This window comes from Candidatus Arthromitus sp. SFB-rat-Yit (assembly GCF_000283555.1).
Taxonomy (GTDB): Bacteria; Bacillota; Clostridia; order Clostridiales; family Clostridiaceae; genus Dwaynesavagella.
This window is the reverse complement of the sequence record NC_016012.1, coordinates 1,146,095-1,172,562: the sequence shown is the minus strand read 5'-3', so window position 1 is coordinate 1,172,562 and position 26,468 is coordinate 1,146,095. Positions and strand designations below refer to the sequence as shown.

At 28.4% G+C, this 26,468-nt stretch carries 30 protein-coding genes and 1 pseudogene; 24 read left to right on the top strand and 7 right to left on the bottom strand.

Translation table 11 applies throughout. From position 1 onward, the window contains the following. Window positions 1-6 precede the first annotated feature (6 nt). The 9 genes from sufB to RATSFB_RS05445 all read left to right on the top strand — a co-directional run bounded on the left by sufB (window position 7) and on the right by RATSFB_RS05445 (window position 8,082). A complete protein-coding gene (sufB, locus tag RATSFB_RS05485) occupies window positions 7-1,392 on the top strand; it encodes a Fe-S cluster assembly protein SufB (RefSeq protein ID WP_014095046.1) in 1,386 nt (461 codons plus the stop codon). Window positions 1,393-1,396: 4 nt separating this feature from the next. Beyond that, the gene (locus RATSFB_RS05480; protein WP_014095045.1) at window positions 1,397-2,440 is read left to right on the top strand and encodes a SufB/SufD family protein; all 1,044 of its coding nucleotides are present in this window, start codon (window positions 1,397-1,399) and stop codon (window positions 2,438-2,440) included. 1 nt (window position 2,441) lies between these two features. Continuing rightward, a complete protein-coding gene (locus RATSFB_RS05475) occupies window positions 2,442-3,668 on the top strand; it encodes an aminotransferase class V-fold PLP-dependent enzyme (protein ID WP_014095044.1) in 1,227 nt (408 codons plus the stop codon). Between the two features lie 10 nt (window positions 3,669-3,678). Continuing rightward, on the top strand, window positions 3,679-4,101 hold the full coding sequence (sufU, locus tag RATSFB_RS05470; RefSeq protein ID WP_014095043.1) for a Fe-S cluster assembly sulfur transfer protein SufU: 423 nt from the start codon (window positions 3,679-3,681) through the stop codon (window positions 4,099-4,101). 102 nt (window positions 4,102-4,203) lie between these two features. Continuing rightward, entirely contained in the window at window positions 4,204-4,665 is a 462-nt protein-coding gene (locus tag RATSFB_RS05465) for a hypothetical protein (protein WP_014095042.1), read from the top strand. Window positions 4,666-4,846: 181 nt separating this feature from the next. After that, window positions 4,847-6,229: an oxaloacetate decarboxylase subunit alpha gene (locus tag RATSFB_RS05460; protein ID WP_014095041.1), complete on the top strand. Its 1,383-nt coding sequence runs from the start codon at window positions 4,847-4,849 to the stop codon at window positions 6,227-6,229. Window positions 6,230-6,247: 18 nt separating this feature from the next. Beyond that, window positions 6,248-6,553 (top strand): OadG family protein, encoded by a 306-nt coding sequence (locus RATSFB_RS05455; RefSeq protein ID WP_014095040.1) that lies wholly within the window; start codon window positions 6,248-6,250, stop codon window positions 6,551-6,553. A gap of 16 nt (window positions 6,554-6,569) precedes the next feature. Further along, window positions 6,570-6,929, top strand: coding sequence for a biotin/lipoyl-containing protein (locus RATSFB_RS05450; RefSeq protein ID WP_014095039.1), 360 nt, complete (start codon window positions 6,570-6,572; stop codon window positions 6,927-6,929). Window positions 6,930-6,942: 13 nt separating this feature from the next. Next, window positions 6,943-8,082 (top strand): sodium ion-translocating decarboxylase subunit beta, encoded by a 1,140-nt coding sequence (locus tag RATSFB_RS05445; RefSeq protein WP_014095038.1) that lies wholly within the window; start codon window positions 6,943-6,945, stop codon window positions 8,080-8,082. 26 nt (window positions 8,083-8,108) lie between these two features. Here RATSFB_RS05445 and RATSFB_RS05440 read toward each other — a convergent pair whose 3' ends face one another. Both RATSFB_RS05440 and RATSFB_RS05435 read right to left on the bottom strand, forming a co-directional pair. Beyond that, window positions 8,109-9,617, bottom strand: coding sequence for a methyl-accepting chemotaxis protein (locus RATSFB_RS05440; RefSeq protein WP_242821394.1), 1,509 nt, complete (start codon window positions 9,615-9,617; stop codon window positions 8,109-8,111). 305 nt (window positions 9,618-9,922) lie between these two features. Continuing rightward, window positions 9,923-11,578 carry a methyl-accepting chemotaxis protein gene (locus tag RATSFB_RS05435; RefSeq protein ID WP_014095036.1) on the bottom strand — a complete coding sequence of 552 codons (1,656 nt, stop codon included), beginning with the start codon at window positions 11,576-11,578 and terminating at the stop codon, window positions 9,923-9,925. 261 nt (window positions 11,579-11,839) lie between these two features. On the opposite strand from RATSFB_RS05435, the gene ppaX reads away from it, so the two are divergent. From ppaX to RATSFB_RS07585, 4 genes and pseudogenes are all read left to right on the top strand, one after another. After that, on the top strand, window positions 11,840-12,463 hold the full coding sequence (ppaX, locus tag RATSFB_RS05430) for a pyrophosphatase PpaX (protein ID WP_014095035.1): 624 nt from the start codon (window positions 11,840-11,842) through the stop codon (window positions 12,461-12,463). 87 nt (window positions 12,464-12,550) lie between these two features. After that, a complete protein-coding gene (locus tag RATSFB_RS05425) occupies window positions 12,551-13,699 on the top strand; it encodes an iron-containing alcohol dehydrogenase (protein ID WP_014095034.1) in 1,149 nt (382 codons plus the stop codon). Between the two features lie 51 nt (window positions 13,700-13,750). Continuing rightward, window positions 13,751-15,091: a 23S rRNA (uracil(1939)-C(5))-methyltransferase RlmD gene (rlmD, locus tag RATSFB_RS05420; RefSeq protein WP_014095033.1), complete on the top strand. Its 1,341-nt coding sequence runs from the start codon at window positions 13,751-13,753 to the stop codon at window positions 15,089-15,091. Between the two features lie 343 nt (window positions 15,092-15,434). Beyond that, a pseudogene (locus tag RATSFB_RS07585) lies at window positions 15,435-15,659 on the top strand (DNA cytosine methyltransferase); the annotation flags it as partial. Here the strand turns inward: RATSFB_RS07585 and RATSFB_RS05410 are convergent. The 3 genes from RATSFB_RS05410 to RATSFB_RS07365 form a co-directional block, all read right to left on the bottom strand. Next, the gene (locus RATSFB_RS05410; RefSeq protein ID WP_014095032.1) at window positions 15,656-16,186 is read right to left on the bottom strand and encodes an NgoBV family restriction endonuclease; all 531 of its coding nucleotides are present in this window, start codon (window positions 16,184-16,186) and stop codon (window positions 15,656-15,658) included. The pseudogene RATSFB_RS07585 and the gene RATSFB_RS05410 sit on opposite strands and share 4 nt — an antisense overlap. Before the next feature lie 24 nt (window positions 16,187-16,210). Beyond that, complete coding sequence (locus RATSFB_RS07580) at window positions 16,211-16,276, bottom strand: hypothetical protein (RefSeq protein WP_371136984.1); 66 nt, start codon at window positions 16,274-16,276, stop codon at window positions 16,211-16,213. A 173-nt stretch (window positions 16,277-16,449) separates the two neighbouring features. Continuing rightward, the gene (locus tag RATSFB_RS07365; RefSeq protein ID WP_158309321.1) at window positions 16,450-16,596 is read right to left on the bottom strand and encodes a hypothetical protein; all 147 of its coding nucleotides are present in this window, start codon (window positions 16,594-16,596) and stop codon (window positions 16,450-16,452) included. 1,040 nt (window positions 16,597-17,636) lie between these two features. Between RATSFB_RS07365 and RATSFB_RS05405 the strand changes: the two genes are divergently transcribed. Then, on the top strand, window positions 17,637-18,353 hold the full coding sequence (locus tag RATSFB_RS05405) for a DUF3644 domain-containing protein (RefSeq protein WP_014095031.1): 717 nt from the start codon (window positions 17,637-17,639) through the stop codon (window positions 18,351-18,353). A 579-nt stretch (window positions 18,354-18,932) separates the two neighbouring features. On the opposite strand, the gene RATSFB_RS07270 is transcribed toward RATSFB_RS05405, so the two are convergent. Then, window positions 18,933-19,160, bottom strand: coding sequence for a LexA family protein (locus RATSFB_RS07270; RefSeq protein WP_242821393.1), 228 nt, complete (start codon window positions 19,158-19,160; stop codon window positions 18,933-18,935). Between the two features lie 1,085 nt (window positions 19,161-20,245). Here RATSFB_RS07270 and RATSFB_RS05390 point away from each other — a divergent pair. Genes RATSFB_RS05390 through RATSFB_RS07370 form a run of 4 tightly spaced genes read left to right on the top strand, consistent with a single transcriptional unit; the run spans window position 20,246 to window position 20,988 of the window. Next, window positions 20,246-20,506 carry a DUF4160 domain-containing protein gene (locus tag RATSFB_RS05390; protein WP_014095030.1) on the top strand — a complete coding sequence of 87 codons (261 nt, stop codon included), beginning with the start codon at window positions 20,246-20,248 and terminating at the stop codon, window positions 20,504-20,506. A 13-nt stretch (window positions 20,507-20,519) separates the two neighbouring features. Next, window positions 20,520-20,780: a DUF2442 domain-containing protein gene (locus tag RATSFB_RS05385; RefSeq protein WP_014095029.1), complete on the top strand. Its 261-nt coding sequence runs from the start codon at window positions 20,520-20,522 to the stop codon at window positions 20,778-20,780. Next, entirely contained in the window at window positions 20,726-20,881 is a 156-nt protein-coding gene (locus tag RATSFB_RS07315; RefSeq protein ID WP_435867655.1) for a phage terminase large subunit, read from the top strand. Before RATSFB_RS05385 ends, RATSFB_RS07315 begins: the two co-directional genes overlap by 55 nt. Beyond that, entirely contained in the window at window positions 20,851-20,988 is a 138-nt protein-coding gene (locus RATSFB_RS07370) for a hypothetical protein (RefSeq protein ID WP_162470259.1), read from the top strand. The genes RATSFB_RS07315 and RATSFB_RS07370 overlap by 31 nt, the downstream gene beginning before the upstream one ends. A gap of 98 nt (window positions 20,989-21,086) precedes the next feature. Here the strand turns inward: RATSFB_RS07370 and RATSFB_RS05380 are convergent, their stop codons facing one another. Continuing rightward, window positions 21,087-21,755 (bottom strand): manganese catalase family protein, encoded by a 669-nt coding sequence (locus RATSFB_RS05380; RefSeq protein ID WP_014095028.1) that lies wholly within the window; start codon window positions 21,753-21,755, stop codon window positions 21,087-21,089. Window positions 21,756-22,200: 445 nt separating this feature from the next. Between RATSFB_RS05380 and RATSFB_RS05375 the strand changes: the two genes are divergently transcribed. The 6 genes from RATSFB_RS05375 to RATSFB_RS05350 all read left to right on the top strand — a co-directional run bounded on the left by RATSFB_RS05375 (window position 22,201) and on the right by RATSFB_RS05350 (window position 26,467). Continuing rightward, on the top strand, window positions 22,201-22,572 hold the full coding sequence (locus RATSFB_RS05375) for a DUF4180 domain-containing protein (RefSeq protein ID WP_014095027.1): 372 nt from the start codon (window positions 22,201-22,203) through the stop codon (window positions 22,570-22,572). After that, complete coding sequence (locus RATSFB_RS05370) at window positions 22,562-23,020, top strand: GNAT family N-acetyltransferase (RefSeq protein WP_014095026.1); 459 nt, start codon at window positions 22,562-22,564, stop codon at window positions 23,018-23,020. The genes RATSFB_RS05375 and RATSFB_RS05370 overlap by 11 nt, the downstream gene beginning before the upstream one ends. Before the next feature lie 16 nt (window positions 23,021-23,036). Continuing rightward, the gene (locus RATSFB_RS05365) at window positions 23,037-23,561 is read left to right on the top strand and encodes a biotin transporter BioY (RefSeq protein WP_014095025.1); all 525 of its coding nucleotides are present in this window, start codon (window positions 23,037-23,039) and stop codon (window positions 23,559-23,561) included. A gap of 255 nt (window positions 23,562-23,816) precedes the next feature. Then, complete coding sequence (locus RATSFB_RS05360; RefSeq protein ID WP_014095024.1) at window positions 23,817-24,245, top strand: Fur family transcriptional regulator; 429 nt, start codon at window positions 23,817-23,819, stop codon at window positions 24,243-24,245. Between the two features lie 76 nt (window positions 24,246-24,321). Beyond that, on the top strand, window positions 24,322-25,788 hold the full coding sequence (locus tag RATSFB_RS05355) for a catalase (RefSeq protein WP_014095023.1): 1,467 nt from the start codon (window positions 24,322-24,324) through the stop codon (window positions 25,786-25,788). Between the two features lie 247 nt (window positions 25,789-26,035). Continuing rightward, on the top strand, window positions 26,036-26,467 hold the full coding sequence (locus RATSFB_RS05350; protein WP_014095022.1) for a MarR family winged helix-turn-helix transcriptional regulator: 432 nt from the start codon (window positions 26,036-26,038) through the stop codon (window positions 26,465-26,467). Window position 26,468 lies beyond the last annotated feature (1 nt).

Below are 26,468 nucleotides of genomic sequence, written 5' to 3'. Positions count from 1 at the left end.
TTCGTTATGAGAATAAATGATATTGATAGAAGCAGATATGATTTTAAACATGAAAATTATGAAGAATTTGTAAGTAACAAAGGTTTATCGAAGGATATTATAATGGAAATTTCTAAGCAAAAAGATGAACCTAAATGGATGACTGATTTTAGGCTCAAATCTCTTGAAATTTATAATAATATGCCTTTGCCTGTTTGGGGACCTAATATTGATGAACTTGATATAGAAAATATTGTTTCATATGTTAAGCCTAACGGTAAATTTTCAAATGATTGGAAGGATACTCCAGAATATATAAAAGATACTTTTGATAAGCTTGGAATTTTGAATGCTGAGAAGGAGTGTTTAGCTGGTGTTGAAGCACAGTATGATTCTGAGGTGGTTTATCATAATGTTCGTGAGGATTTGAAAGCTCAGGGAGTTATTTATATGCATATGGAGCTTGCCTTAAAAGAGCATGAAGAGCTTGTTAAAAAATATTTTATGACACTTGTTCCTCCAACCGATCATAAGTTTGCGGCACTTCACGGTGCGGTGTGGTCTGGAGGATCATTTATTTACATACCAAAAGGTGTTAAAGTTGAGATTCCACTTCAATCATATTTTAGACTTAATGCAAAAGGTGCAGGTCAATTCGAACATACTTTGATTGTGGTCGATGAAGGAGCTTATTTGAGTTTTATAGAAGGATGTTCAGCTCCTAAACACAATGTTTATAATATGCATGCTGGTTGTGTTGAATTGTTTGTTAAGGAAAATGCAACGTTAAGATATTCAACGATTGAAAATTGGTCTAAAAATATGTTTAATTTAAATACAAAGCGTTCGATGGTTGAGAAAAATGGTAAAATTGAGTGGGTATCGGGATCGTTTGGATCTAAAATTTCTATGCTATATCCTATGAGTATACTTAAAGGAGAAAATGCAACTTGTGATTTTTTAGGAATTTCTTTTGCATCAGAAGGTCAATGTTTGGATACAGGTGCTAAGGTTGTCCATGCTGCACCTAATACTTCTTCCAACATATGCTCAAAATCTATTGCAAAATCGGGTGGTGTAGGAAATTATAGAGGAATGGTTACGTTTAAGAAAAATGCTGAGGGATCTAAGACAAATATTACTTGCGATTCACTAGTGTTGGATGAGCAATCTTCCTCAGATACTATACCCTATATTGAAATAAATTGTGAAAATGTTGATGTAGGTCATGAGGCTACAATTGGAAATATAAATGATGATAAGATTTTCTATCTTCAAACTCGTGGTTTAAGTGAAAAAGATGCTAAGGCTCTTATTGTCAGGGGTTTTGCAGAGGAAATATCTAAAGAATTACCGCTTGAGTATGCGATTGAAATGAATAATCTTATAAATGTTGAAATGCAGGGGTTATAGAAATATGAGTCAAAAAGTTAGGGTTAATGAAACAATTGTAAGAACTTATAGTTATCTTAAAGGAAATTTTAGTGAAGAAAATTTTATATCAAATAGCATTAATAATTCAAATGTAGTAATAAATAATTCGGGTTTGTTAATTGATTTTGACGATAATATTAAAAATAATATCTCAAATTTGTGTTCTAGGATAAATGGTGGGATAGCTAAAGAAGTTATTTATGATTTAATCAAAGGAAAATTCATTAATGTTAAAGTTAATGATGAAAATTCTGAGTTAAATCTGAAGGAATGTTTAAATGATGGAGTATCTACTGTAACTTTTAATATAGAATGCGGTGAAGGTAAGGATTTATATATAAATAGTGAGATTTGTGGTAATGGAGATCAATTTAATCATTTTTATTATATAAATGCTAAAAGAAACTCGAAAGTAAAACTTGTACTTTTTATCAATTCATTTTCTAAGGGTTTTATAAATGTTTTGGGAGATATAGATGACAATGCACATGTTGATTTTTTATTGATAAATGTGAACCAAAATAGTGTATACACAAATTGTGAATTATATTTAAATGGTAATAAGTCTTCAAGTAAGACAAATGTTTGTTATATTTGTTCAAAAGATTACAAGTATGATTATAATTTGACTTCTGCTATGATTGGTAAAGAGAGCAATGCTTTAATAAATGGTAAGGGTATTTTGCTTGATAATAGTAAGAAAATATTTAGGGGAGCGATTGATTTTAAAAAGGGATGTTTGAATGCGATTGGAAATGAGAGTGAGGAAGTTATTATATTGAGTAAAAATGCAGTTAATAAATCACTCCCACTACTTTTATGTGATGAGAAAAATGTTAAAGGGGGTCATGGATTTACGGCTAATTCAATTAATAAAGATAAAATATTTTATTTACTCAGTCGTGGTTTTACAGAAAAACAGGCTAAGGGCTTGATATTAAAAGGTAAATTTTTAAATATGCTAGAGGGCGTACGAAATAAAGAGATGATTGATAAATTTGTGGATATTTTAATGGAGGCAATTTAGATTGGATATTTCTAAAATTAGGGAAGATTTTCCGGCTCTATTATGTAGATCAGATAACGGATCCCCAATAATATATTTTGATAATGCAGCTACGAGTTTAAAACCAAACTGTGTTATTGATGCAATGAAGGATATTTACATAAATTCATTTGGAAATGCAAATAGAGGATCTCATATTGCGGCAGTTAGAGCGGCCTCAATAATGGATGAAACAAGAAATAGAGTTAAGGATTTTATAGGGGCAAAACATAGGAAAAATATAATTTTTACAAAAAGTGCTACAGAGGCTTTAAATATAGTTGTATATTCTTATGCTATGAACAATTTAAAAAAAGGGGATGAGATTTTAATTGGAATAGATTCTCATCACTCGAATTTAGTACCATGGAAAGTTATTTGTGACAATAAGGGAATTAAGCTTAATTATTTTTATGTGGACAAATTTGGGGAGATTACATTCGAGGATTTTCTTGAAAAGCTTAATGAAAAACCTAAAATTGTATCTTTTACTCCAGTTACTAATACTTTTGGAGTGGTACATGATTATAAAACTATAATAAAAAAGAGTAAGGAAATTGGAGCTAAAGTTTTAATTGATGCTTCTCAATCTATGACTCATATAAAGTTTAATGTGGATTATGATGGTGTAGATTTTTTAGTCTTTTCTGGACATAAAGTTTTATCTCCTCAAGGTATAGGTGTTTTGTATGCATCAGATGATGTAATTGATGATATGAATCCATTTTTATATGGGGGAGATATGATTGATTATGTGTTTGAGGATGAAGTTTCCTTTAAAAAATTTCATGAAGCGTTTGAAGGTGGAACTCAAAACGTTTCATCGATTGCGGGGCTTAATGCTGCAATAAAATATATAGACTCTGTGGGATTTGAGGAAATTGTTAGATATGAAAACTCACTCAAGAAATATTTTCTTGATAAAGCTAAGGAGTGTAGCGATATAGAGGTTTACGGTCCTGAAGATTATGATAAAAGAGTTTGTGTGTTTTCATTTAATGTAGTTGGAGTACATCCACATGATGTATCAACTATACTTGATTCATATGGGATAGCAGTAAGATCAGGTAATCATTGTTCACAACCTTTCATGAGAAAAATGGGATTAAATTCTACGACGAGAGCTAGTTTGTATTTTTATAATACAAATGAAGAGATAGACTATTTTTTTGATAAGGTATCAGAAATAAGAAAAATTTTAAAATTTTGAGGTGAATTTTATGGATCTTGATGAATTGTATAAGGATACCATTCTTTATTACGGTAAAAATACAGAAAATAAAAGAGAAGTAGAACCATATGATTTTAAAAAAAGAGGAGTAAATCATAGTTGTGGAGATGAGATAACAATATCAATGAGGGTTTGTGATGGCATAATTGATGATATTGCATTTATCGGAGAAGGATGTATGATTTCTATGGCATCTACATCTATAATGATTGATTTGGTTAAAGGGAAAAAGGTTGAAGAAGCAAAACGAATTATCGATATATTTATAAGAATGATAAAGAGAGAAGTAACAGAAGATGAAATTAATGAACTTGGAGATGGCATAGTATTTCAAAATATGCAAAATATGCCAGCAAGGGTTAAATGTGCTACACTTGCTTGGCACACACTCAATGAAATAATACAAGATTAAGAGTTTATTAATTAAATTTAATTTTATTATCATTTTCAATAAATTATATAGCAGAATGTATATGTTAAAATATATATTATTTTATGTTTTTAAGGAGGAAATATGGATATTATAGAATACGAAAAACAACACAGGGTTAATAGAGGAGCAAAAAAAGGGATTTTAGCATATACTTTAGGTTTAATTGGATCTAGTATTTCAGGATTAATGCTTCTTTTTGCTGGACTTTTTATACTTTTATTTGGGAAATTAGCTAAAAATATTATGACTTCTTTTATCACAAAAATATTAGTTGAACTTGAAATGATAAATTTTTTACAAGGGATAGAAAATTTTTATAATTATTCAATGGGTATATCAACTTTAATTTTTATTATTATGTTGGTTGGTTTTATATTATCGATAGTTGGAACGTTTATGAGTTGGAAAGAAGTGAGAATATCATCATGTATCATTATGATATTAGGTGGTATACTTTCACTTATTCCTTTAATAATACCTGGTTTACTTGTAATTATTGGTGCATCAATAAACCTATTTGATTATGTTAAACAAAATAGTTGAAAATAATAAGGAGTCTACGTATAACGATGTTTTACGTAGGCTCTTTTTGTGTTATAATCGTAAACAAATTAATTTAGTTATTTTTTTATTTTATTATGGGAATCCTATATAATATGTGACTATACGATATTGTTTTAAACTCTAAATTATAAAAATTTAGCAAAAGGAGTTTGGAGGAACATTGAAAAAGTTTAAAATTACTGAAACTTGTTTACGTGATGGACATCAAAGTCTTATAGCAACTAGGTTAACAACGGATGAAATTTTGCCTATATTACATAAAATGGATAATGTTGGATATCATGCTCTAGAGGTTTGGGGTGGGGCTACGTTTGACTCCTGCATTAGATATTTAAATGAGGACCCATGGGATAGGCTTAGACGTATAAGAGAAAATGTTAAAAATACAAAACTTCAAATGCTGTTTAGGGGTCAAAATATTTTAGGTTATAGGCACTATGCAGATGATGTAGTAGATAGGTTTATATATAAATCCATTGAAAATGGGATAGATATAATTAGGATATTTGATGCGTTAAATGATTTGAGAAATTTGAAAACATCTATTGGTGCAACTATAAAATATGGAGCTCATTTACAAGTAGCTATGAGCTATTCTATAAGCCCTGTACACACACATGAGTACTATATAAATTTATCTAAACAAGTTGAGGAGATGGGGGCACATTCAATTTGTATTAAGGATATGTCGGGAATTTTGTTACCTTATAATGGATATGAGCTTATACGAGATATTAAAGAAAATATTTCTATTCCAGTTGAATTACATACTCATTCAACTTGTGGTGTTGGAGAGATGCTTTATTTAAAAGCGATTGAAGCAGGTGTAGATATAATTGATACTGCTATATCAACTTTAGGAGGAGGTACGAGTCAGCCGCCTACAGAGTCGATAGTTAAAACGTTTTTAGGGTCAGAACATAAATGCGATGTTAAGTATGATTCTTTAAAAGAAATAGCAGATTATTTTAAGCCTATAAGGGAGAAATATTTAAAATCTGAAGTATTAACTCCTAAGTCATATTTTATAAATCCTCAGATAATTGAAACGCAATTGCCTGGAGGAATGATTTCAAATATGATTAATCAAATGAAAGCACAAGGGTCAGAAGATAAGTTCGAAGAAGTTTTAGATGAGATACCTAAAGTTCGTAAAGATTTAGGATATCCACCACTTGTTACTCCACTTTCCCAAATGGTTGGAACTCAAGCTGTTATGAATATTTTAAGTGGAGAGCAGTATAGGATGATATCAAAAGAAATAAAAGATTATGTTAAAGGATTGTATGGTCGTCCCCCACATGAGATAAGTAAAGATTTAAAAGATAAAATTTTAAAGGATGGAGAGGAGATAACTTGTAGACCTGCGGATTTACTTCAAGATGAGTTTTTGAGGATAAAAGAAGAGTCATCAGATTTTACGAGAAGTGATGAAGATGTGTTAAGTTATATTTTATTTCCACAGATATCAAAAAAATTTTTGGAGAAAAAATATAATCAAAATGATAATCAAGTTATTAATATAAATTTAGAGTTTAATTAAAATTAGGAAGGGATTTATATGGATATTGGTATTAAAGATGCAGTAATACTTTCGATATTTTGTATATTAATAGTTTTTATTGTTTTGATGGTTATTTCATTAGGAGTAAATTTAGTTAAGATTTTTTTGTATAGTAATAATAAAATCAGTGACAAGGAAAAATATGTGCGTGAAGTAAAAAAACATATAGAAGATAACCATAAAATTAGATTTGAAGATATAGATGATGAAAATATGTTAATTGCAGCTTTTGTTGCATCCATTGATTTAGTTGATGAAAAAAATAATAAGAGAGTCAGAATTAAGAGCATTAAAAGGTTGTAGGGGGGAAAGAGGCATCATGAAAGTTTATAGAATAAAAGTTAATGGTAAGGCTTATGAAGTAGAGGTTGAGCTTGTTGAAAATAAGGAAGGAAATTTAACAGAAACATCAAGGAGAGATGATATTGTTTCAAATGCCATAAAAAGTGATAAGATTGAAGGAAATGGTGAAATTGTGAAAGCACCTATGCAAGGAAGTATTTTATCAATAAAAGTTTCTAAAGGTAATAGAGTTTCAAAGGGAGATGTATTATTGATTCTTGAAGCTATGAAAATGGAAAATGAAATACTTTCTCCAGTTTCAGGTGTAGTTAGTGATATATTTGTATCTGAAGGTAAAAATGTAAATAATCAAGATGTGTTGCTAGTTATAAGTTAGGAGAGATGTATGTTTGAATATTAATTTTTTAGATATGATATATAATCTTTATAGTGTTTCGGGAATTAAATTTTTAATAGAGAATCCTAGTAATTTGATAATGATATTGATTTCGTTGGTGTTTATGTATCTTGCTATATTTAAAAAGTATGAGCCATATCTTCTTCTACCTATTGCTTTTGGTATGTTTTTAGTCAATTTTCCGGTTCCTGTTGGAGAGGGTCTTATGGATGAAGGTGGGCTTTTATATATTTTATATCAGGGAGTTAAACTTGGAATATTTCCTCCACTAATTTTTATGGCTATTGGAGCATCAATTGACTTTGCTCCATTAATAGCAAGTCCGAAGAATTTTTTACTTGGAGCTGCATCACAAATAGGAATTTTTGTTGCATTTCTAATTGCTATGTATTTAGGATTTAGTGTAAATGAATCAGCATCTATTGGAATTATAGGAGGAGCTGATGGACCTACTGCAATATATTTAACAAGTAAACTTGCACCGCATCAATTAGGATCAATTGCGATTGCAGCATACTCTTATATGGCACTTATACCTGTTATTCAACCCCCTATAATAAAACTTCTTACGAGTAAAAAAGAACGTAGGATAAAGATGGTTCAATTAAGAGAAGTTTCAAAAACCGAAAAAATAATATTTCCTATTATTGTAACGGCATTGACAGCATTAATTATACCTAGTTCTATAACATTAGTTGGTATGCTGATGTTTGGGAATTTGATAAAAGAGAGTGGAGTTGTTCCTCAATTAGTTGAGAACATTAAAAATGCACTTTTATATGTAGTTACGGTATTTATTGGTATAACGGTTGGAGCTACTGCAACAGCCCAAAGTTTTTTACAGTTTAGTACGATTAAGATAATAATTTTAGGGCTTATAGCTTTTGTATTTGGTACGGCATTTGGAGTTATATTTGGGAAAATAATGTGTGTATTTACAAAAGGTAAGGTTAATCCTATGATTGGAGCTGCTGGAGTTAGTGCTGTTCCAATGGCTGCTAGGGTTGTTCATAAAATAGGAGTGGAAGAAGACCCGTCAAATTTTCTGCTTATGCATGCAATGGGACCAAATGTTGCTGGAGTTATAGGATCAGCTGTTGCAGCTGGCGTGCTTTTATCTATATTTGCATAGTCGAGAAGAAGAGTAGTTGTTAATAACTACTCTTCTTCTTTTTTGATTTTAAATACTTTATATGAATCTCGGATATTTTTTATATATTTATTAATCTTTTTAAATTCTATTTTGAAGTACTCTGATATATCTGAAAGTTGTTTAGTTGATTTAGATATTGATTTTAATAAAAAGTTATTAGATTTTGAATTGTCATTTATATATTTTATTGACGATAGCATTAAATCATTTTTATCTGAAAGTATAGTTGATTTCTCGGAGATACTTTCAAATGATAATGACATCTTCTCTATTAACTTATTTATTGATGAAATATTTTTAGAGAATATTGATGATTTTATAGCCTGTTCTTTGAGAATTGCTGAAGTTGTTATTGTATCTGTATTCATGAATGATATTATTTTAATTATAGTAGCTAAAGTGTCTTGTATTGTTGATACTGATTGGCTACTTTTATAAGATAAATCACCTATTTCTTGTGATACAACAGCGAATCCATCGCCATGTTCTCCGGCTGATGCTGCAACGATTGATGCATTTAATGAGAGGAGTTTAGTTTGTGTTGCAATATCATGAATCTCTTTTAATATCTGTTTTATTTCGCTTGAGAGTTCGTTTAATATTATAGTTTTTGCTCTAAAGTTTTCAAATTTCTCAATAAGTGGCTCAATTTCTAAAATGAATGATTCGATTTTTTCAGAATTGCATTTATATATTTTTTTTGTATTTTCAGAGATTTCTTTTGTATCAAATATTTCCTTTATCATTTTACTAATTGAAGAATTGAAAGAGAAAATTTCATTTTTAACATTATTTGTATTTAAAAGTATTTTTTCATTTGATTTAGAAATTGTAGAAGTTAATTCGTTGATATTTGAAATTTTGGATACAATGTCTGTTTTTTTTGATTCTATATCTATGAAAGTTGAATGAATTTCTTTTGATGTTGATATTACGGATTTTAAAATCTTTTTAGTATTTTCAATCATGTATATAAAAATATTTTGTATTGATGAAAATTCATTTGTTTCATTGTAATATTCTAATTTTTCAGATAAATTTCCTTGGGATATTTTATCTAAAAATATCTCAATATTTTTTATAGGAGAAGAAAACTTAAATATAAAGACTATTAAAGTCAAGAGTGCTAATAAGTATAATGAAGTTGAAAATTTAATTATAAATGATTCAATTTTATTTTTAGTTATTTCCTGAATTTCGTTAAAATATTTGAGATCCAAGTCCATGCCTATAATTCCAATAACTTTCCCTGTATTGCTATTTTTTAATGGATAATAAAATGAGAGATACTCACCCCAAGAGTTGTTTATGTATTGAGCGCCTATAAAATTTCCCTGTTTAAAAGTCTTACTAACAATTTCATATGGTTTATCTCTAAGGATATATCCGGGAGGAAGATATAGCTCTTCTTCACTTGAATCAATAAGCATAACTTCTCTACCTGATTTATCAATCGTTATTATATGAACAAATAGAGCACCAACATATTTTTTGAAATTTTTTATTGATTGCACACATTTGTTATAATTATAATTCGATGTAGTAGGGTTTTGTATGAATTCAATGTATGAATTTATATCGAAGGATGATGTAAAGTTTTTCAAGAGAGTTTCTCCAAATGTATTAATAGAGTTAAGAGATGATGCTTTTATAACATATAGAGATGACTTTTGAAAAAACAAAAACAATATGAAAAATAATAACAAATTTATTATTAAGACTTTAATTTTTATAGAATTAAACTTTAGAGTGGATTCTTTTAATAAAAAATTCCTTTTAAATATTGATTGTTTCATGAGTTTTACTCCAATTTTTAAAATTATAATTTGAATTTATTGAGTTCAGATTTTATTTGGTTTATATTATCACTTAAAGAATCAAAACTATTTTTGAAAGTCAGTGTGTTGTCATTTATCTTTGTAATTAAATTTTCTATTTGTTTTACAGAATTTAAATTGTACGATGAGTTTGAACTTAAGCTTGTAATACTTTCTATAAGCAGGTTATTTTTGTTGCTAATTTTATCTGTAGAATATGATATGTTTTTTAAGAAGTTAGTAATGTTTTTTATTGAAGTATACATTTCAGATAAATTTGAGATAAATGCTTTTGAATTTTCAGAATGAATTTTGAATGACTCAAAAATTTCTATTGATTCTTGATTTAACGCATTTATGGTGTCACTGATTTTTATTAATGTTTTTTGTATATAGCTAGTTGATTTTATGATATTTTGTGATAATTCTCCAATTTCTTTTGCAATTACACCAAAACTTTTACCGTGTTCTCCTGCAGATATTGCAACGATTGAAGCGTTTAAAGAAAGTAGTTTTGTTTCGTTAGTTATGTTTAATATGTTAGATAATATTTTGTTAATTTTATCTGATAAGAACTTTAATTTTTTGCATTCAATTTGTTCTACTTTAAACTTTTTAATGAGTGTTGAAATTTCCATAAGGAATATATTAAGTAGATTGTTGTTGTTTTGGCACATATTTGTTGCTAGTACATTTGAGCTCAGAGTTTCCTTAATTTCATCTTTAATTTCAAGAATATTATCAGAAAAATGTTTGATATCATTTTTTAAGATATAGACTTTTGAATTAATATCTTCCGTTGATTTAGAAACACTTGTTATATTTGAAATTGTTGATTTTATTTTATGAGTAATTTCAATTGATTTTACCTTTGTTTTGGCAATAGAAAATTTTACATATTCAAGATAAATTATAAGGTTTAATATAAATTTTTTGATGATATCAATACTTTTGGTTAGTAATTGTTGTATTTTGTTAAATTCATACGTTGGAAATGAAATATTTCTATTTATTGATAGAATTTTATTCGATAAACTTATAACTTGATTTTTGATAATGTAAATAGGCTTAAATATATTCCAAAGCATTATAGTCGATATATAAATGTAAAGAATTATGAAAAGTATAGTAGATAAAATTATTAAAAGTATATTATCAATAAATTTAAGTGAATTAAGATTACTTAATGTAGATACTGGTATTTTAAACGCAATCAATCCTATGGGGTTACCAAAATCATTTAATATAGGTGAGTAAAAACTATAATTTGGGTTATTATTGTTAACTCTTGCACATTTGACTTCTTTTAATTTAAAAGCGTTATTTCCTAAATTTGATGATATAGTATCTCCAATTGATGCGGATTTGTCCGAACCATGAATGAGAAGAAATTCTGTGTTTGTTTCTTCATTTATTGTTGAGATATAAATATTTTTTATATCCAATGTAGTTGAATAACTATTTAGGTATTCAAAGAGACTGTTGTATTCTAATGATGCTTTGGTAGGATTTTCTATAAATCTTTTATATGTATTTATATCCAAATCATAGTTGAGTGATTGGAGGATATCTTTATAATAATTTATAAATATCTTATCTGATGTTCCTATCATGATTTTTAAGAATATGAATACCGAACATATAATCATAATTATCATTGTTACAAAATTTTGGAGGAGCATTTTCTTGATTAAGGATTTTCCTTTTAAACTATTTAAAAATATCTTTTGTATAGTAATAACCTCCTTATATTGGTTTTTTATTTTCTTATATTGATAAAACTGAAAATCATATTAAAAAATCTTTTCTGTTATTATGCACAGAAAAGATGTTTAGTATTAAAAAAATTAAACTTTTATTGTTTTTATAAATATAAAATGTTAAAATTTAGTTATATTAGAATTAAAAGGGGGATTTTTATGATAAAAGCAGTTTTATTTGATCTGGATGGAACGCTGATTAATACAAATGAGTTAATTATAGAATCATTTGAACATACTTTCGAGATTTTAAAAAATGAATACCCTGATAGAAATGAAATTATTTCATGGTTTGGAGAGCCTTTGTTTGTGACTATGAGTAAATTCTTTGATAATGTTGATGAAGCCGTGGATGTTTATAGAAAATTTAATCTTAAATATCATGATGAAAGAATTTCTATATATGATAATACACAAAAGATGCTTGGAGAATTAAATAAAAGAGGATGCAAAGCTGGTATTGTAACCTCTAAAAATAAGAGCACGGCTCTTAGGGCACTTGAACTTTTGGAAATTAAGGATTATTTTAATGTTATTGTTACAAGTGATGATGTTAAAAATCATAAACCTCATAAGGAACCAGTTTTAAGTGCTTGTAATAGTTTATCTGTATCCCCTGAAGAGGCACTTATGGTTGGAGATTCAATTTATGATATTATAAGTGGGCGTGATGCTGGAAGTAAAACTTGTGGTGTTTTATATAGTTTCATGAAGGATAAAATACTCGAGATGAATGCGGATTACTATATAGAAAATTTAATTGAAATTTTGGATATTATATAAAAATGCTGTCTTAATTATTTAAGATAGCATTTTTTATTATAAAACTTACTTTACTTGAGAATATTAAATTAAGATGGGAGTGAGTTTATGAATTTAATTATGGATAAATCTATGAAATCTCAAGAAATATTTAATAGCTATAAAAATTTTTTAGAGAGTATAGATATGTCAGATAGAATTGTTATGATTATCACATATGACTTTGATGAAAAAGATTCTGTACTTAATGATCTAATAATTAAGCTTAAATCTTCTAATGCAAGAATACACAATTTTAAAATCAAAGGAGGAGATCAATCAAATCAATCTATAAAAGGTATATTTAACATTGTTGATTTTATGGAAAAATATGAAATTGATACTTTAATTGGTATTGGTGAGGATTTTTTGTCTGATCTTATAAAAGCTATCACAGTTTTTTATAACAATAGAAATATAGATAGTTTACATAAGCTTGAAGAAAACAAAATGTTTTTAAAATATGGAAGACTTAAAGAGAGTATTTTTATTCCTACAACAGGAGGAGGAAGTGAAAGTCATAGATATTTTAAATTAATAGATAGTGATTCTTCTCAAGTTACGATATTTGGAGATCAGATGTGTAAGATAGATAAGATAGTTTTGGATGCAAAGATTGCAACGGCTTCTTCTCTAGATTATACAATGTACTATATGTTTTCGGTAATTGCGAATTTAGTAGATATTATTTTAAATGATAGGGTAGATAAGGAACATAAAGAGTTCGCTAGCAATATTTTAAGAGATGCGGAAACAATTTTGGAAAATGGGGAAAAGTTTGGGGATAGTTTATTATTTCGAGAAACTGTATTGAAATGTAGTATTTCTGTATCTAAACTTATAGATGAATTTGGATATGGTATTTTATATTTTTATGGTAATTTAATTGAAAGTGTGTTTTCTATTCCAAGACACACAATAGATGCTCTCGGGATTGAATTTTTTATAAACGAGATAAGAAAGAGGTATTCTATAATGCATCTATATTCTTATATTAATATAGATTTAAATTTGTTTTTAAAGTATAAAAATAACTATGGAGCAATGAATAATCTAAATGAGTATAAGGTGGATTTAGATATGTTTGATAAAGTTAAGAATCTTGCACTTAATTTTATCTACCAAAATAAGATAATCGATAAATATGCTTATTTAAATTTTAATGCAAAGATGAATGAAGAGCTATTCGAGCATTATTTAAATGGTGTAAATTTATAATAAAAAATGATATAGTTTTTCTATATCATTTTTTATTTGTGAGGTAAGAGATTGAAAAAGGGAGAAATATTTGAATTAGATATAATTGGATTTGATTTCAAAGGAGAAGGTTATGGTGAGATTGACGGAGAAAGATATTTTGTTAAAGGAGCTATACCTTATGAAAAATTAAAAGTTAGATTTGTAAAATCAAAAGGTGGAAGAAAAATTTGTAAGAGGGTTGGGATTTTAAATAAATCCCATATAGAAATATCTCCATCTTGTGATAAATTTGGGGAATGCGGAGGATGTACATATTTAAATATTTCATATGAAGATCAAATAAAGTTAAAAGAAGAAGCTTTGAGGGATCTTTTAAATGAAATTAATTATGATAGCTTTTTGGGGATATTAAAATCTCCAAAGGAGTTTGAGTATAGAAATAAAATGGAATTTTCTTTTGGAGATGAGTTTAGAGGTGGTCCACTTGAGCTTGGTCTTCATAAAAAAGGGAATCCATTTGGAGTTGTTCCAACTTATAATTGTAAATTAATAAGTGAAGATTTCAGAAAAATAATGAGATCAACAGTTGAATATTTTAGGGAAATTGGGGCAGAACCCTATAAGCTTAAAACTCATAAGGGTTATTTAAGAAATCTTGTTTTAAGAGAAGGGAAAGAGGAGATACTTTTAAGTATTGTTACATCGAGTCAAAATGATATGGATTTTAGGGAATTTAAAGATAGAATATTAAGTCTTAATCTTAAAAAATCTATCGGAGGTATTGTGCATATTGTATCTGATTCATTGAGTGATGCTGTAAATCCAAGCAAAATAGAAATTATATACGGGAATGATTTTGTGTATGAAGAAATATTTGAACTCAAGTTTAAAATTAATACTTTTTCATTTTTTCAAACAAACACAGAAGGTGTTAAGGTTTTATATAATGAGGTAAAAAATAGAGTAGGTAATCCAAATGGAACAATTCTTGATTTATATTCAGGAGTTGGTACTATCGGACAAGTATTGAGTAAAAATAATAAGGTTATAGGGGTAGAAATTGTTGAAGATGCTGTAAAAATGGCAAAAGAGAATGCAAAACTAAATAATTTATGTTGTGAGTTTATATGTGGAGATGTTTCACAGGTTGTTAAAGATATAAAAGATAAAATTTCATTTATTGTTGTTGATCCACCTAGAGCAGGAATTGGAGCAAAGGGTGTGAAAAATATTTGTAAATTTGATGTTGAAAATATAGTATACGTTTCATGCAATCCTCAAACTTTACGTGATGACCTAAAGGAATTTTTAAATAATGGGTATAAAGTAAATAATATTCAAGCTGTAGACATGTTTCCTAATACTTATCATGTCGAGACGGTAGTATTGATGTCAAGGGTTGAGAAGTAAGAGTATAATAAGATAAGTAAATAAAGGTTTTCCGTGGTTTGAGGTTTGGTTCTAAGCTGGAAGGATAATCACGGATTTTGGTTTTAAGGGAAGTTATCCAAGAATAGTGAATTTGAAAAGATAATGGAAAATATAGTTGATGATTAAGTGATTTGATAAGATGGTTGGCAAAATAATGGTCAGTTGACAGGATTGCTAGTAAATTTTATTTAAAATATTGAATAGCTTGCTAGTTTAATCATCTAGAAATCGGGATTTTTAATACTTGAAAAAATAATGCTATTTAGGATTTGAACAGTTATTTAAGGAATTAGGGATAAAAGGCAAATGAGTTTTTTCAAATGATATCAAAGCTTTGGCAGTAAAAGCTTATGAATTCAAATTTGGTGAGAACTCTGAATGTGATATAACAAAAGTCAAATCATTTAACTTGCCTAATTTTGAATTCTTATTAGCAGGCTTTACTTGTCAAGTCTTTTTGCAAGTGGGTATAAGGCTAGGTTTTCAAGATATAAGAAGAACACTTTTTGATATTGCTAAAATTTTGTTATCAAAATATCTACTTTAATTACATGAGAAGTTAAATGGACGTATAGTATATGGTCGGCTACGTTTTACTTGCAGATCAAGTGTATATTTTGTTGAAGGAGATGTGATTTGCCATATGTGTTTAAGATATACTTTTTCAACGACAAATCCTTGTGAGAAACCATCATTCATAGGTCTATATCCTAAGATGAAATAGGAAGCATCTAATTTACCTGGGCTTTCGTAAGTTGTAGCTAAAAAACTTGAGAAGTTTGCTATATCAAAAGCTGGTGAATTATTATAATTCCACGCCTTAACCTCGATATCATAGCTAACATTTTCAAAGTTAGCTACGAAATCTGGAAATGACTGAGTGTTATCACCTGGTTTAATATCAACACCTAAATGTTCAAACCAATTAGGTAACCATTCCTGCAGGCAATTACCTATAACATCATTTCCTGAATATACATGGCTTCTATTTGCAAAATTAATTGTTATAGTTCCGTGTTGCCCTTCGAGCCTATCTTGAGTTATTCGAAATAGTTCTTCAATATTAGTAATCATTGTAAATTCCTCCATACACTTATATTATTCTTTTATCGTCTCTATTATATTTTGAAGTTTATAATTAAGAGCTTCACATATTTTAAGCAGAATATCCGTAGTAATATTCTCGTCTCTTCCAAGCTTTGCTATAGAATAGAGGTAGAATTTATACCGGTGGCATTTTTAAATCTTGTTTATTCATATTTTTATTAATTAGCATTTCCTAGAGTTTTTTGCATCTAATTCTGAGCATTTTTATATCTGCTTTATTGGATTTTATCCTAATCGCTATATACATTGTGTAAAAAACCATAGCGACTTTCTTTGTACTTATTTACATATTTGCCATGTGTAAATTCTATTACCTTAGCATCTCTAGCCTCATAATCTAAATCTGGAAGCTCCTTTGTGTTTTCTACAACTATCATTTGTCCCTCGGATTGATTGTCAATAAAGTACTGGAATAGGGTGTTCTCATACTTGTAGGAGTATCATAAACACCTTGATCCATACCAAGTAAAGGGTGTATCTACTACAAAAATTCCTGGCTTATGCGGGCATTTTTATGTAAATATTGTCTAAAAGTTAATCAGATAACTGTATTGATAAAAGCCCAGTAACCATTATCATAAATATCTTCTTTTGCATAGCTATTTATTTTTAAATCAAATGTTTCCATGTTGAAATGATCCGTATTCAAATTCTCGTATTTTTAGTTAACCAAAATTGAATATGATATTTCATCTATACGTGTATTAAAATCGATAGGGAAGAGTTCTTTTGGTTTAGACTTAGGGTTATCCAAATCATAACTTTCTTGTTTTTATAATTCAGCAATCCACTTTTGTGAAACGTTTTGCAATGCAGTTGATTCTTAGTTTATTAGGTTGAGGAGTAAGTTAAGTTTCGATTAATTTATCCATCCATGATCTTTGTCTTTCAAGATGATCGATTTTTCCACGAACCTCATTTTAATGATTAATGGTGAAATACATCTTCTTAAATTTCATATAAGCTCTGCAATTGAGTAATTATGCGATTCAGTTCAGCTCTTGATGCTTTAATGTATGATTTTCTCTCTGCTGGTTGCATATTACCATCACAAAAAGGACATTTTTTATTTTTACCAACAGAGATTAGATGTACCTCTTCATTTACAATAAATGATAATTTTTATATCAGCTGTATATTGGCTTCGTAGCGATTGAAAGTGACAATAAGTAACTTGGTTTTCTGTTTCTTTTTCCTTTAAATCTAGTAAAGTAGCTAGTAAATCCTTACTTCCTTCTGTAGTATTCACAATAGCAGTTCTAGTTTCAGAAAGATTGTCAATTAGCTTTTACATTTTATCTTCCACATCTTTTTTTGATTTAACTTTACAAGGAAGTAGATAAAAAAGTAAAGATTAGTTTATTATTGAGTATTAACTTGTTATAATTGTTGGTGAAATATAAAGGAGGTGTGTAATATGAAGGAAAAATTGATCGAAAAGTCTAGAGAGGCTTTTACAATAGTTAATTATATGTATTATTGTTATAGTAAACCTGCTTATAAAACTGAGGCAGTATGTATTTTATTATGTAATGCTTGGGAATTAATGCTAAAGAGCTATTTAATTAGTAGAGATGGGCCTGAAGGTATATTTTATAAGGATAAACAAAATAAGGGCAGGACTATTAGTTTAAATGAATGTGTGAAAAAAGTATTCACGAATAAAAATGATATGCTACGTAAGTATTTGGAGCAAATAATTAGATACCGAAACTCAATTGTACATTATGTTAATGATAAAATTGACTCAAGTCTGATGAGTAAGATAGAGCATTGTATAGTAAATTTTGCAGTAAAAATGCATGAGTTTCATGGGATTGATATATGCAATTGTATAATTGATAAACATATCAAAGACGGAATGATGAAGAGTGTCAATAGTACATATATTTATAGCAAAAAGAATTTATTTAAGGAAATAAATAATGAATTAGAAAAATTGGAAATCAAGTTTAGAATTGATAACCGTACATTTGGATTAATCGATAAAATGTATAAAATTAAGGAAAATAAAGATTTTTGTGATGTGAATAATATTGACAATACTCCATCTTACAAGTATTCAATGAAGTGTGTAAATTTTATTGTAGAATTAATACAAAAAAATCCTGATAATATTAAAAAAATGAGCTAACCCCAGGGGCAAAGGAATTCTAAGTTTTAAATAAAACCTACTCCTAATAGGAACCCAGCCTTAATCCTTCCCAAGTTAGCTCGTAGTGTACATTATAGATACATGAAATGTAAATAATATACAACTATAGTTTACATTGTACAATAAATATTTGACCAAATCAACATTTCATATTTAAAAATCCATTTAATAATGAATTGGGAAGTGATATTAAAAAAGTATATGAATTTAGGTTCATACACTTTTTCGGTTTAAATACATAATTTTTTAAAATTACTAATGTGAAATCTATAGCATATGACTAATGTAACACAAACTACACAAGAGGTTATTACAGATCAAAATTTCAATATTATTATGATTATGTTGAGCAAGGGATTTTATATGCTGGATATATAGATCAAGATAAGGCAGATAGATTTACAAATGTAATTAATTCTTAAGAAGTACAATTTTAGAGAAATAATTAATAGAGGAAGATTATTAAGGAAATGATGCATTATATGAATTAATTGGAAAAAGAGGAATTATTGACTGAGGATGATTTTGGCATAGAGTTAGATATTTATTAAGATTATTTTAAGAAAGCTTTATCAAAAAGCTTTCTTTTTGTTGCGTAAATATGTGGATAGGTTTGTTTACAATGTCATTTCTATCATAGTAAATAGGGTCATATTTTGGATTTAGAGACACAAGGTTTATACAGTCCTTGTGTTTTATTATTTTTTTACATGTAGCATCATCGCCATTAACGCGGATTATAGCTATATTGGCTGAATTGATATCATTTTGTTTTTTGACTATCACAACATCAGAAGTATCCGTAGTAGTGTTGTATAAATATAAAAGAAAATAGTAAGTGAATGATATTTTATACGCTGTACTTGAGGTGTCAAAGTTACTTAAACTAATACGGGGTATGTATATACATTAATACGGTTAAGATTATTATCAGTATTGAAATTCGGGAAATTAAAATTAAGTAGGATAAGCTTATTAGAGTTTTTAGAGAGATTTGTGGAAAGAGCTAAACATGTATGAAGTAGATCAGATATGGGCAGAAGCAGTGAAATATTACAAAACTGGTGAATTATTGATATTAGATAAATAGGCTAATGACTTAGCAAAACAACAACAGGATCGACATACCAAACACAACCCACTCGAAGGAATTGTACATGAGGATTTAAACATAACGATGTTAACAGTTAAAACATTTTCAAAATGTTTGTAGTCATAAATGTGGGCATCGGTATTTGGTATTCTATATATTATAAGGGTTTGGAGGATATACAGTTTATATTAATAAATTTAGGGAAGTTTTTATGCTAGAAAAAACTATTGAGAAGTACTTTAAAACTAAGATCGAATCTAATGGAGGGGTGTGTATAAAACTGAATGGATTTGTTGGTATACCAGAAAGAGATCCTTTTACCTAGTGGGAGAATGTTTTTTGTAGAGTTTAAGCGGAAGGGTGAAAAGCTACGAAAAATATAAATGGTTATGTATGATAAATTAAATAAGCTAGAAGAGATAGTTTAGAGTACCTTAGATAGTCCTATTTTATGTTTTTATCAGTATTATCACGATGTAGATAGGATTAAAAGCACTTTTTCATTTGTCGAAGAGTTATCATCAGATACTATTGATAGATGGAATAGGGGAGAGATTGAATTACTTATCGCATATCCATCATCGAGTGATTATGGTTTGAATCTGCAAGATGGTGGTAACATTATTGTTTGGTTTGGACTTCCATGGGATCTTGAATTATATCAACAAGCTAATACAAGCTCTATATACAACGGAATGTTATGTGCTGTATTTTGACATGTGAGCATTTTCTGATTATGAACATATATGGTAAAATGATCTAAAAAGGAGATGATTCAATGCATGAGATAAGTTTGTTTTATGGTATACGAATAACGATGAATTGGAACGAGCATAATCAACTCCATTTTCATGTGTCCTATGCAGATTATAAAGCTACTGTATTGATACAGGAAAGTAGAATAGATAAGGGATACATACCTAATAGGCAATTAAAACTTGTACTTGCTTGGTGCGAGATCCATAGAGATGAGCTTATGCAGAATTGGGAATTGTCTAGACAAGACAAACCTCTTAACTGTATAAATCCACTTATTTAGGAGGTGTTTAGCTATGCAAGATTTAGACTTTATATATTTTTATCCGAAAGTATGTCAAGTAGTACCTAATGAATCTTATGGTTTGTATGTTTATTTTAATGATGGGTCTGTTAGGTTTTATGATGTAGAGCATTTATTAAACAGTGGTACAATCTTCGAGCCTTTGAAGGATATTAATATATTTAAATCCACGTTGGCAATCCTTGAGGAAGGTATAGAGTGGAAGGTAGTCGAGCTAGTAAAAAATCTAAGACTACAGCTCTATATTATATAGTTAACCTTATAAAATATTCTAAATCTAATTTACTTGTTGTTTGGAAGACATATAGGACACTTAAGGACTCATGTTTTATAGAGGGGATCATGATATTTTAATATCTGAGAGCGATGTGATTGATAATTGTGTTAAATCTATAGACATTTTATCCAAAGGTGAAAAGGACGCTTTAAATTTTTATATAGATGATGATTACGATATTTAAAAGTTAGTTTACTAATATATAAAATAAAAATTTTAAATTTATGTTTAATCTAGTATATTTGTTGAGCCCTAAAAATTAATTTTTAAGGCTCTTTTTTATTAATTAAATGAAGGGTGATTTACATCTATGTTAGAAAATTTATTATTGGATGGTGATGGTGATGATAGATCAAGATACATTTTTGCATCAGGAGTTGTTCCAAAATCTTTATTTGATCCGCTTTCTTGTATTTTGTTAAATGCTTTTCTAAACATAGCGTTATGAGCTTCTTCACGGTTTAATAAGAAATCAATTGTTTGTTTAACTTTTTTATCATCTATTTGTCTATATAGATATTCATATACTACTTTAGCACGTTGTTCTGAAGCTATATTTGATAATAAATCAGCACACAAGTCACCAGTAACTGAAACATAATCTCCAGTCCATGAATAGCCAGATGAATTAACTAAACCAGGATTTAAACCAAATAATACATGAGATTGAATTTGACCACTCTGTGTTGAAGTTGCATCTACATCGTGTCCATTTAACAACATTATAGTTTGGGAAATAATTTCCAAATGACCTAATTCCTCTGCTGCTATATCTAAAAATAAATCTTTTATTTCTTGATCTTTTATTCTAAAACTTTGTGACATATATTGTAGTGCTGCTTTTAATTCACCATTTGCACCACCTAATTGCTCTTGTAAAAGTGCTGCATAATATGGGTTTGCTCTTTCTACTTCTACATTACATAATAGTTGTTTTTCATGTTTAAACATATAAACACTCCTTTGATTTTTTATATTAGCTTTTACTAAAATAATTTTCAAAATACTAGTTTATTAAAATAAAAAATAAAGTTTGTATTTTTCGTGATATGATAGTATTGTTATTGGAGCTGTAGGTAGTAGTGCAGGTATTCACGATAAAAGCGGAGGAAATGCTTTATTTTTGTAGAAGAATAGAGTTGGAGGATTAATCGTATTGGAATATTTTAATGGTAGTATGTATAAAGAGATTTTGCTAATGGTTGGGAATTTATCTGAATAATATATTTATGCATGATAATAATTTATAATATTATAAACTTACTAAATAAGGGAATATATGGAAATATTTATAGGGTGTTTCAGAATCTTAAGAATGATGTAATTGCAATTTAGATATAAAATATTCAAATTTTATATTTTAATAAATGTTAATTAAATTGGAGGATGTTTGAGGATGAAGATAAAAGTTGTAAAAAGAAACAATATAGATGTTGCAGTTGTTAGCAGTGATAAGGTATTAATTAGAGATACCCAATCTGCTTTAGATTTTATTACAACGGTTCAGTATGAAACAGGATGTAATAATATTGCATTGAATAAAGAAGCTATTTCAGATGATTTTTTTATTCTAAGTTCATGTATAGCAGGGGAAATATTACAGAAATTTATTAATTATCGTGTTAGGTTTGCAATATATGGAGATTTTTCAAAATATACAAGTAATTCATTAAAAGCTTTTATGCATGAGAGTAATAAAGGTAATAATGTTTATTTTCAATCTACAGTTTCTCTTGCTATTAATAAGCTTTCTATGTATGATTGTTAGAAAATATACTCCATCTGATTGTAATGAAATTATCAATCTTTTTTATAATACAGTTCATATAATAAATGCAAAAGATTATTCAAAAGATCAATTGGATGTTTGGGCAACAGAACAAATAGATTTTGAGAAATGGAATGAATCTTTACAAAAACATTATAGTTTGGTTGCGATTTATAATGAAATTATTGTTGGATTTGGAGATATTGATTATTTAGGATATATTGATCGATTGTATGTTCATCATGATTATCAAGGGAAAGGAATTGGAACTGAAATTTGTAATAAGTTAGAAGAAAAGGTTAGTGGATGCACTATAAGTGTACATGCATCTATTACCGCAAGACCTTTTTTTGAAAAAAGAGGATACGTAGTTGTTGAGGAGTTACAAACAATTAGAGGAGGTATTGCGTTAATAAATTATTTCATGACAAAAAATAGTGAATCTTAATATACGGAGGAAAAATATGACGATAAAGAAAATGATTTTAATAGCCATGATGACATGTCTTATAGCAGTATGTTCATGGATTAATATACCGTCTGCAGTTCCATTTACTATGCAGACTTTTGCAATTTTTTGTGCATTATTATTATTGGGTGGTCGATGTGGACTTCTGGCTATTTCTTTATATATTTTTATGGGATGTGTTGGTCTTCCAGTATTTTCTGGATTTAGGGGAGGAATCGGACATATTTTAGGTCCAACAGGAGGATACATTGTTGGATTTGTATTTACTGCATTTTTTTATTGTTTATTTGGGAGATTGATTTTAAAGTATCCAAAAATTAAGGTAGGTGTTCTTATTATTGGATTAATTATATGTTATGTAATAGGTACATTGTGGTTTGGGATAATATATGAAGCTTCTGGGACTAAGTATTCAATTATTAAGATATTGTCAATGTGTGTATTTCCATACATAATTCCAGATCTATTAAAATTAGGATTAGCTATTTTTGTTTGTAGGAAAATAGATAAATTGATATAGTTATTTAAAGTATATTTTTATTGAAAATTTTGTTTTATGGTTTTTTTCTGGAAAAGTATTTATTATTTTTAAAACAATAAATACGATAATTATAATAGCTAGAATAACTTTGTAGGCTATGATATTGCTCATTCCAAATGAATTAAATCGGTTTAATATATTTTTTAAAGTTTAATATTTTTATTGACATAATATAAAAAACTAAATTATAATCAATATAAAGTGATAATTATTATTAAGAAAGAGTGATTTCTTGTGAATGATAAAATTGAAAATTTGACTGAGTATTTGGTTAAGCATAATATAAAGCCATCTTTTCAACGAGTGAAAATACTTGAAAATTTGATGAAATACAATGATCATCCAACGGCAGATGAAGTTTATAAAAGAGTTTTGGAAGAAATTCCAACATTATCAAAATCAACTGTATATAATACAATTAATGTTTTTATGGAATCAAATATATTGAAAGGTATTTGTATTGAAGAGAATGAGTTGAGATATGACATAATTACATCTAATCATGGCCATTTTAAATGTAAAAATTGTGATATGATATATGACTTTGAAATTGATGTTGATAAAATTTATAGTGATTTTTTAAATAAATTTCATATTCAAGAAAAAGATGTTTATGTTAAAGGATTATGTTCGGAGTGTATTCAAGTATTAGAGGGTGCATGAGGATCATGTAATTCCGTTTAATTATCATATATTATTTTAAATTATTTAACATTAATAATTGAAGGAGGTAGCTAAAATGAATCCAGAAAATAGAAATAAAAAACTTACAACAGTTTTTGGAGCACCGGTATCAGATAATCAAAATACTATGACAGCAGGACCAAGAGGACCTATGCTACTTCAAGATGTATGGTTTTTAGAAAAACTTGCACATTTTGATAGAGAGGTAATACCAGAAAGAAGAATGCATGCAAAAGGTTCTGGAGCATATGGGACTTTTGTTGTTACGCATGATATTACGAAATATACTAAGGCTAAAATATTTTCAGAGATTGGTAAAAAAACTGATTTATTTATAAGATTTTCTACAGTTGCGGGTGAGCGTGGAGCTGCAGATCTAGAGCGAGATATTAGAGGTTTTGCTATAAAATTTTATACAGAAGAGGGGAATTGGGATTTAGCAGGAAATAATACTCCAGTGTTTTTCTTAAGAGATCCACTAAAATTTCCAGATTTGAATCATGCTGTTAAAAGGGATCCAAGAACGAATATGAGAAGTGCAAAAAATAACTGGGATTTTTGGACATTACTTCCAGAGGCTCTTCATCAAGTTACAATTACAATGAGTGATAGGGGGATACCAGTATCATATAGGCACATGCATGGTTTTGGAAGTCATACTTTTAGTATGATAAATGATAAAAATGAGCGTGTTTGGGTTAAATTCCATTTTATTACTCAACAAGGAATTAAAAATTTAACAGATGAAGAAGCAGAGATAATAACAGGGAAAGATCGTGAAGCACATCAACGTGATTTATATGATAGCATCGAAAAAGGTAATTATCCACGATGGAAAATGTATATTCAGGTAATGACTGAAGAGCAGGCATTAAATATGCCGTATAATCCATTTGATTTGACAAAGGTTTGGTATAAGGCTGAATTTCCTTTAATTGAGGTTGGATATTTAGAACTTAATCGCAACCCAGAAAACTATTTTGCAGAGGTCGAACAAGCAGCATTTAATCCGGCAAGTGTTGTACCTGGAATAGGTTTTTCCCCTGATAAAATGCTACAAGGAAGATTGTTTGCCTATGGTGATGCTCAAAGATATAGACTTGGAGTGAATGTTCACCAAATACCTGTTAACGCACCTAGGTGTAAGGTTAATAGTTTTCATAGGGATGGTAAAATGAGAGTAGATGGAAATTCTGGAAGTACTTTAGGTTATGAGCCGAATAGTTATGGTGAGTGGGAAGAACAACCAGAATATAAGTTACCTTCGTTGGGCTTAAGTGGTGATGCTAATTGTTGGAATTTTAGGGAAGATGATAACGATTACTATACACAGCCAGGAAAATTATTTAGATTGATGTCATCAGAGCAAAAAAGAGCTTTATTTGAAAATACTGCTCGTTCTATGGGAGATATTCCAAAGGAAATTAAGATGAGGCATATATCAAATTGTTATAAAGCAGATCCAGAATATGGACAAGGTATTGCAGATGCTTTAGGAATTTGTATGAATGAAGTTAAATAGTTTAATGTTTTATGTGTATAATTAGTTTTTACTATGTATAGGAATATTGAATTTGTGTTGATTAAATTAACAGATATATTAAAATTGAAGCTAAAAATTTAAACACTACTATAAAAGAGTTAGTAGTGTTTTTAATTTAAGAATTTTATGTTTAGGAATTTAGAAGATTAAAATTATTTGACAAAAGTTTGAATTTACACTAAACTTATTAACGCTGTGTACGAAATCATACAAAGGAGAAATATTTATGGAATTTTACAGTGATTCTGGAATAAAACGATTTAACTTACTGATGTCAAAGATAGATGCAGTTTATCATGAGGTGGCACTTAAGCTAGGAATTAGTGATAGTGTAATGTTAGTTTTATACACACTTTGTACTTGTAATGGTGAATGTATGCTTAAAGATATAATAGTCGGAGCTAGCAAGCAAACTATTAATTCTGCCTTACGTAAATTAGAGTTAGATAATATCGTTTATTTGAAAACTTTTGACGGAAGAAAGAAGAAAGTATATCTTACTAAAAAAGGAAGAGAACTTGTTAATGATACAGTTCTTCGTGTTATTGAAGCAGAAAATGATATATTCTCTTCATGGTCTGATGAAGAAAGAAGTATTTACATAGGATTAACACAGCGATATTTAAGAGATTTTAAGACGAAAGCAAAGGAGTTTTAGT

What these genes read in the sequence shown, in the direction of transcription:
- sufB (WP_014095046.1), top strand. Translation starts at nt 7, where the DNA reads ATGAGAATAAATGATATTGATAGAAGCAGATATGATTTTAAACATGAA.
- RATSFB_RS05480 (WP_014095045.1), top strand. Translation starts at nt 1,397, where the DNA reads ATGAGTCAAAAAGTTAGGGTTAATGAAACAATTGTAAGAACTTATAGT.
- sufU (WP_014095043.1), top strand. Translation starts at nt 3,679, where the DNA reads ATGGATCTTGATGAATTGTATAAGGATACCATTCTTTATTACGGTAAA.
- RATSFB_RS05465 (WP_014095042.1), top strand. Translation starts at nt 4,204, where the DNA reads ATGGATATTATAGAATACGAAAAACAACACAGGGTTAATAGAGGAGCA.
- RATSFB_RS05455 (WP_014095040.1), top strand. Translation starts at nt 6,248, where the DNA reads ATGGATATTGGTATTAAAGATGCAGTAATACTTTCGATATTTTGTATA.
- RATSFB_RS05450 (WP_014095039.1), top strand. Translation starts at nt 6,570, where the DNA reads ATGAAAGTTTATAGAATAAAAGTTAATGGTAAGGCTTATGAAGTAGAG.
- RATSFB_RS05435 (WP_014095036.1), bottom strand. Translation starts at nt 11,578, where the DNA reads ATGATAATTATGATTATATGTTCGGTATTCATATTCTTAAAAATCATG.
- ppaX (WP_014095035.1), top strand. Translation starts at nt 11,840, where the DNA reads ATGATAAAAGCAGTTTTATTTGATCTGGATGGAACGCTGATTAATACA.
- RATSFB_RS05425 (WP_014095034.1), top strand. Translation starts at nt 12,551, where the DNA reads ATGAATTTAATTATGGATAAATCTATGAAATCTCAAGAAATATTTAAT.
- RATSFB_RS05410 (WP_014095032.1), bottom strand. Translation starts at nt 16,186, where the DNA reads ATGATTACTAATATTGAAGAACTATTTCGAATAACTCAAGATAGGCTC.
- RATSFB_RS07365 (WP_158309321.1), bottom strand. Translation starts at nt 16,596, where the DNA reads ATGATAGTTGTAGAAAACACAAAGGAGCTTCCAGATTTAGATTATGAG.
- RATSFB_RS05405 (WP_014095031.1), top strand. Translation starts at nt 17,637, where the DNA reads ATGAAGGAAAAATTGATCGAAAAGTCTAGAGAGGCTTTTACAATAGTT.
- RATSFB_RS05390 (WP_014095030.1), top strand. Translation starts at nt 20,246, where the DNA reads ATGCATGAGATAAGTTTGTTTTATGGTATACGAATAACGATGAATTGG.
- RATSFB_RS05385 (WP_014095029.1), top strand. Translation starts at nt 20,520, where the DNA reads ATGCAAGATTTAGACTTTATATATTTTTATCCGAAAGTATGTCAAGTA.
- RATSFB_RS07370 (WP_162470259.1), top strand. Translation starts at nt 20,851, where the DNA reads ATGTTTTATAGAGGGGATCATGATATTTTAATATCTGAGAGCGATGTG.
- RATSFB_RS05380 (WP_014095028.1), bottom strand. Translation starts at nt 21,755, where the DNA reads ATGTTTAAACATGAAAAACAACTATTATGTAATGTAGAAGTAGAAAGA.
- RATSFB_RS05375 (WP_014095027.1), top strand. Translation starts at nt 22,201, where the DNA reads ATGAAGATAAAAGTTGTAAAAAGAAACAATATAGATGTTGCAGTTGTT.
- RATSFB_RS05370 (WP_014095026.1), top strand. Translation starts at nt 22,562, where the DNA reads ATGATTGTTAGAAAATATACTCCATCTGATTGTAATGAAATTATCAAT.
- RATSFB_RS05365 (WP_014095025.1), top strand. Translation starts at nt 23,037, where the DNA reads ATGACGATAAAGAAAATGATTTTAATAGCCATGATGACATGTCTTATA.
- RATSFB_RS05355 (WP_014095023.1), top strand. Translation starts at nt 24,322, where the DNA reads ATGAATCCAGAAAATAGAAATAAAAAACTTACAACAGTTTTTGGAGCA.
- RATSFB_RS05350 (WP_014095022.1), top strand. Translation starts at nt 26,036, where the DNA reads ATGGAATTTTACAGTGATTCTGGAATAAAACGATTTAACTTACTGATG.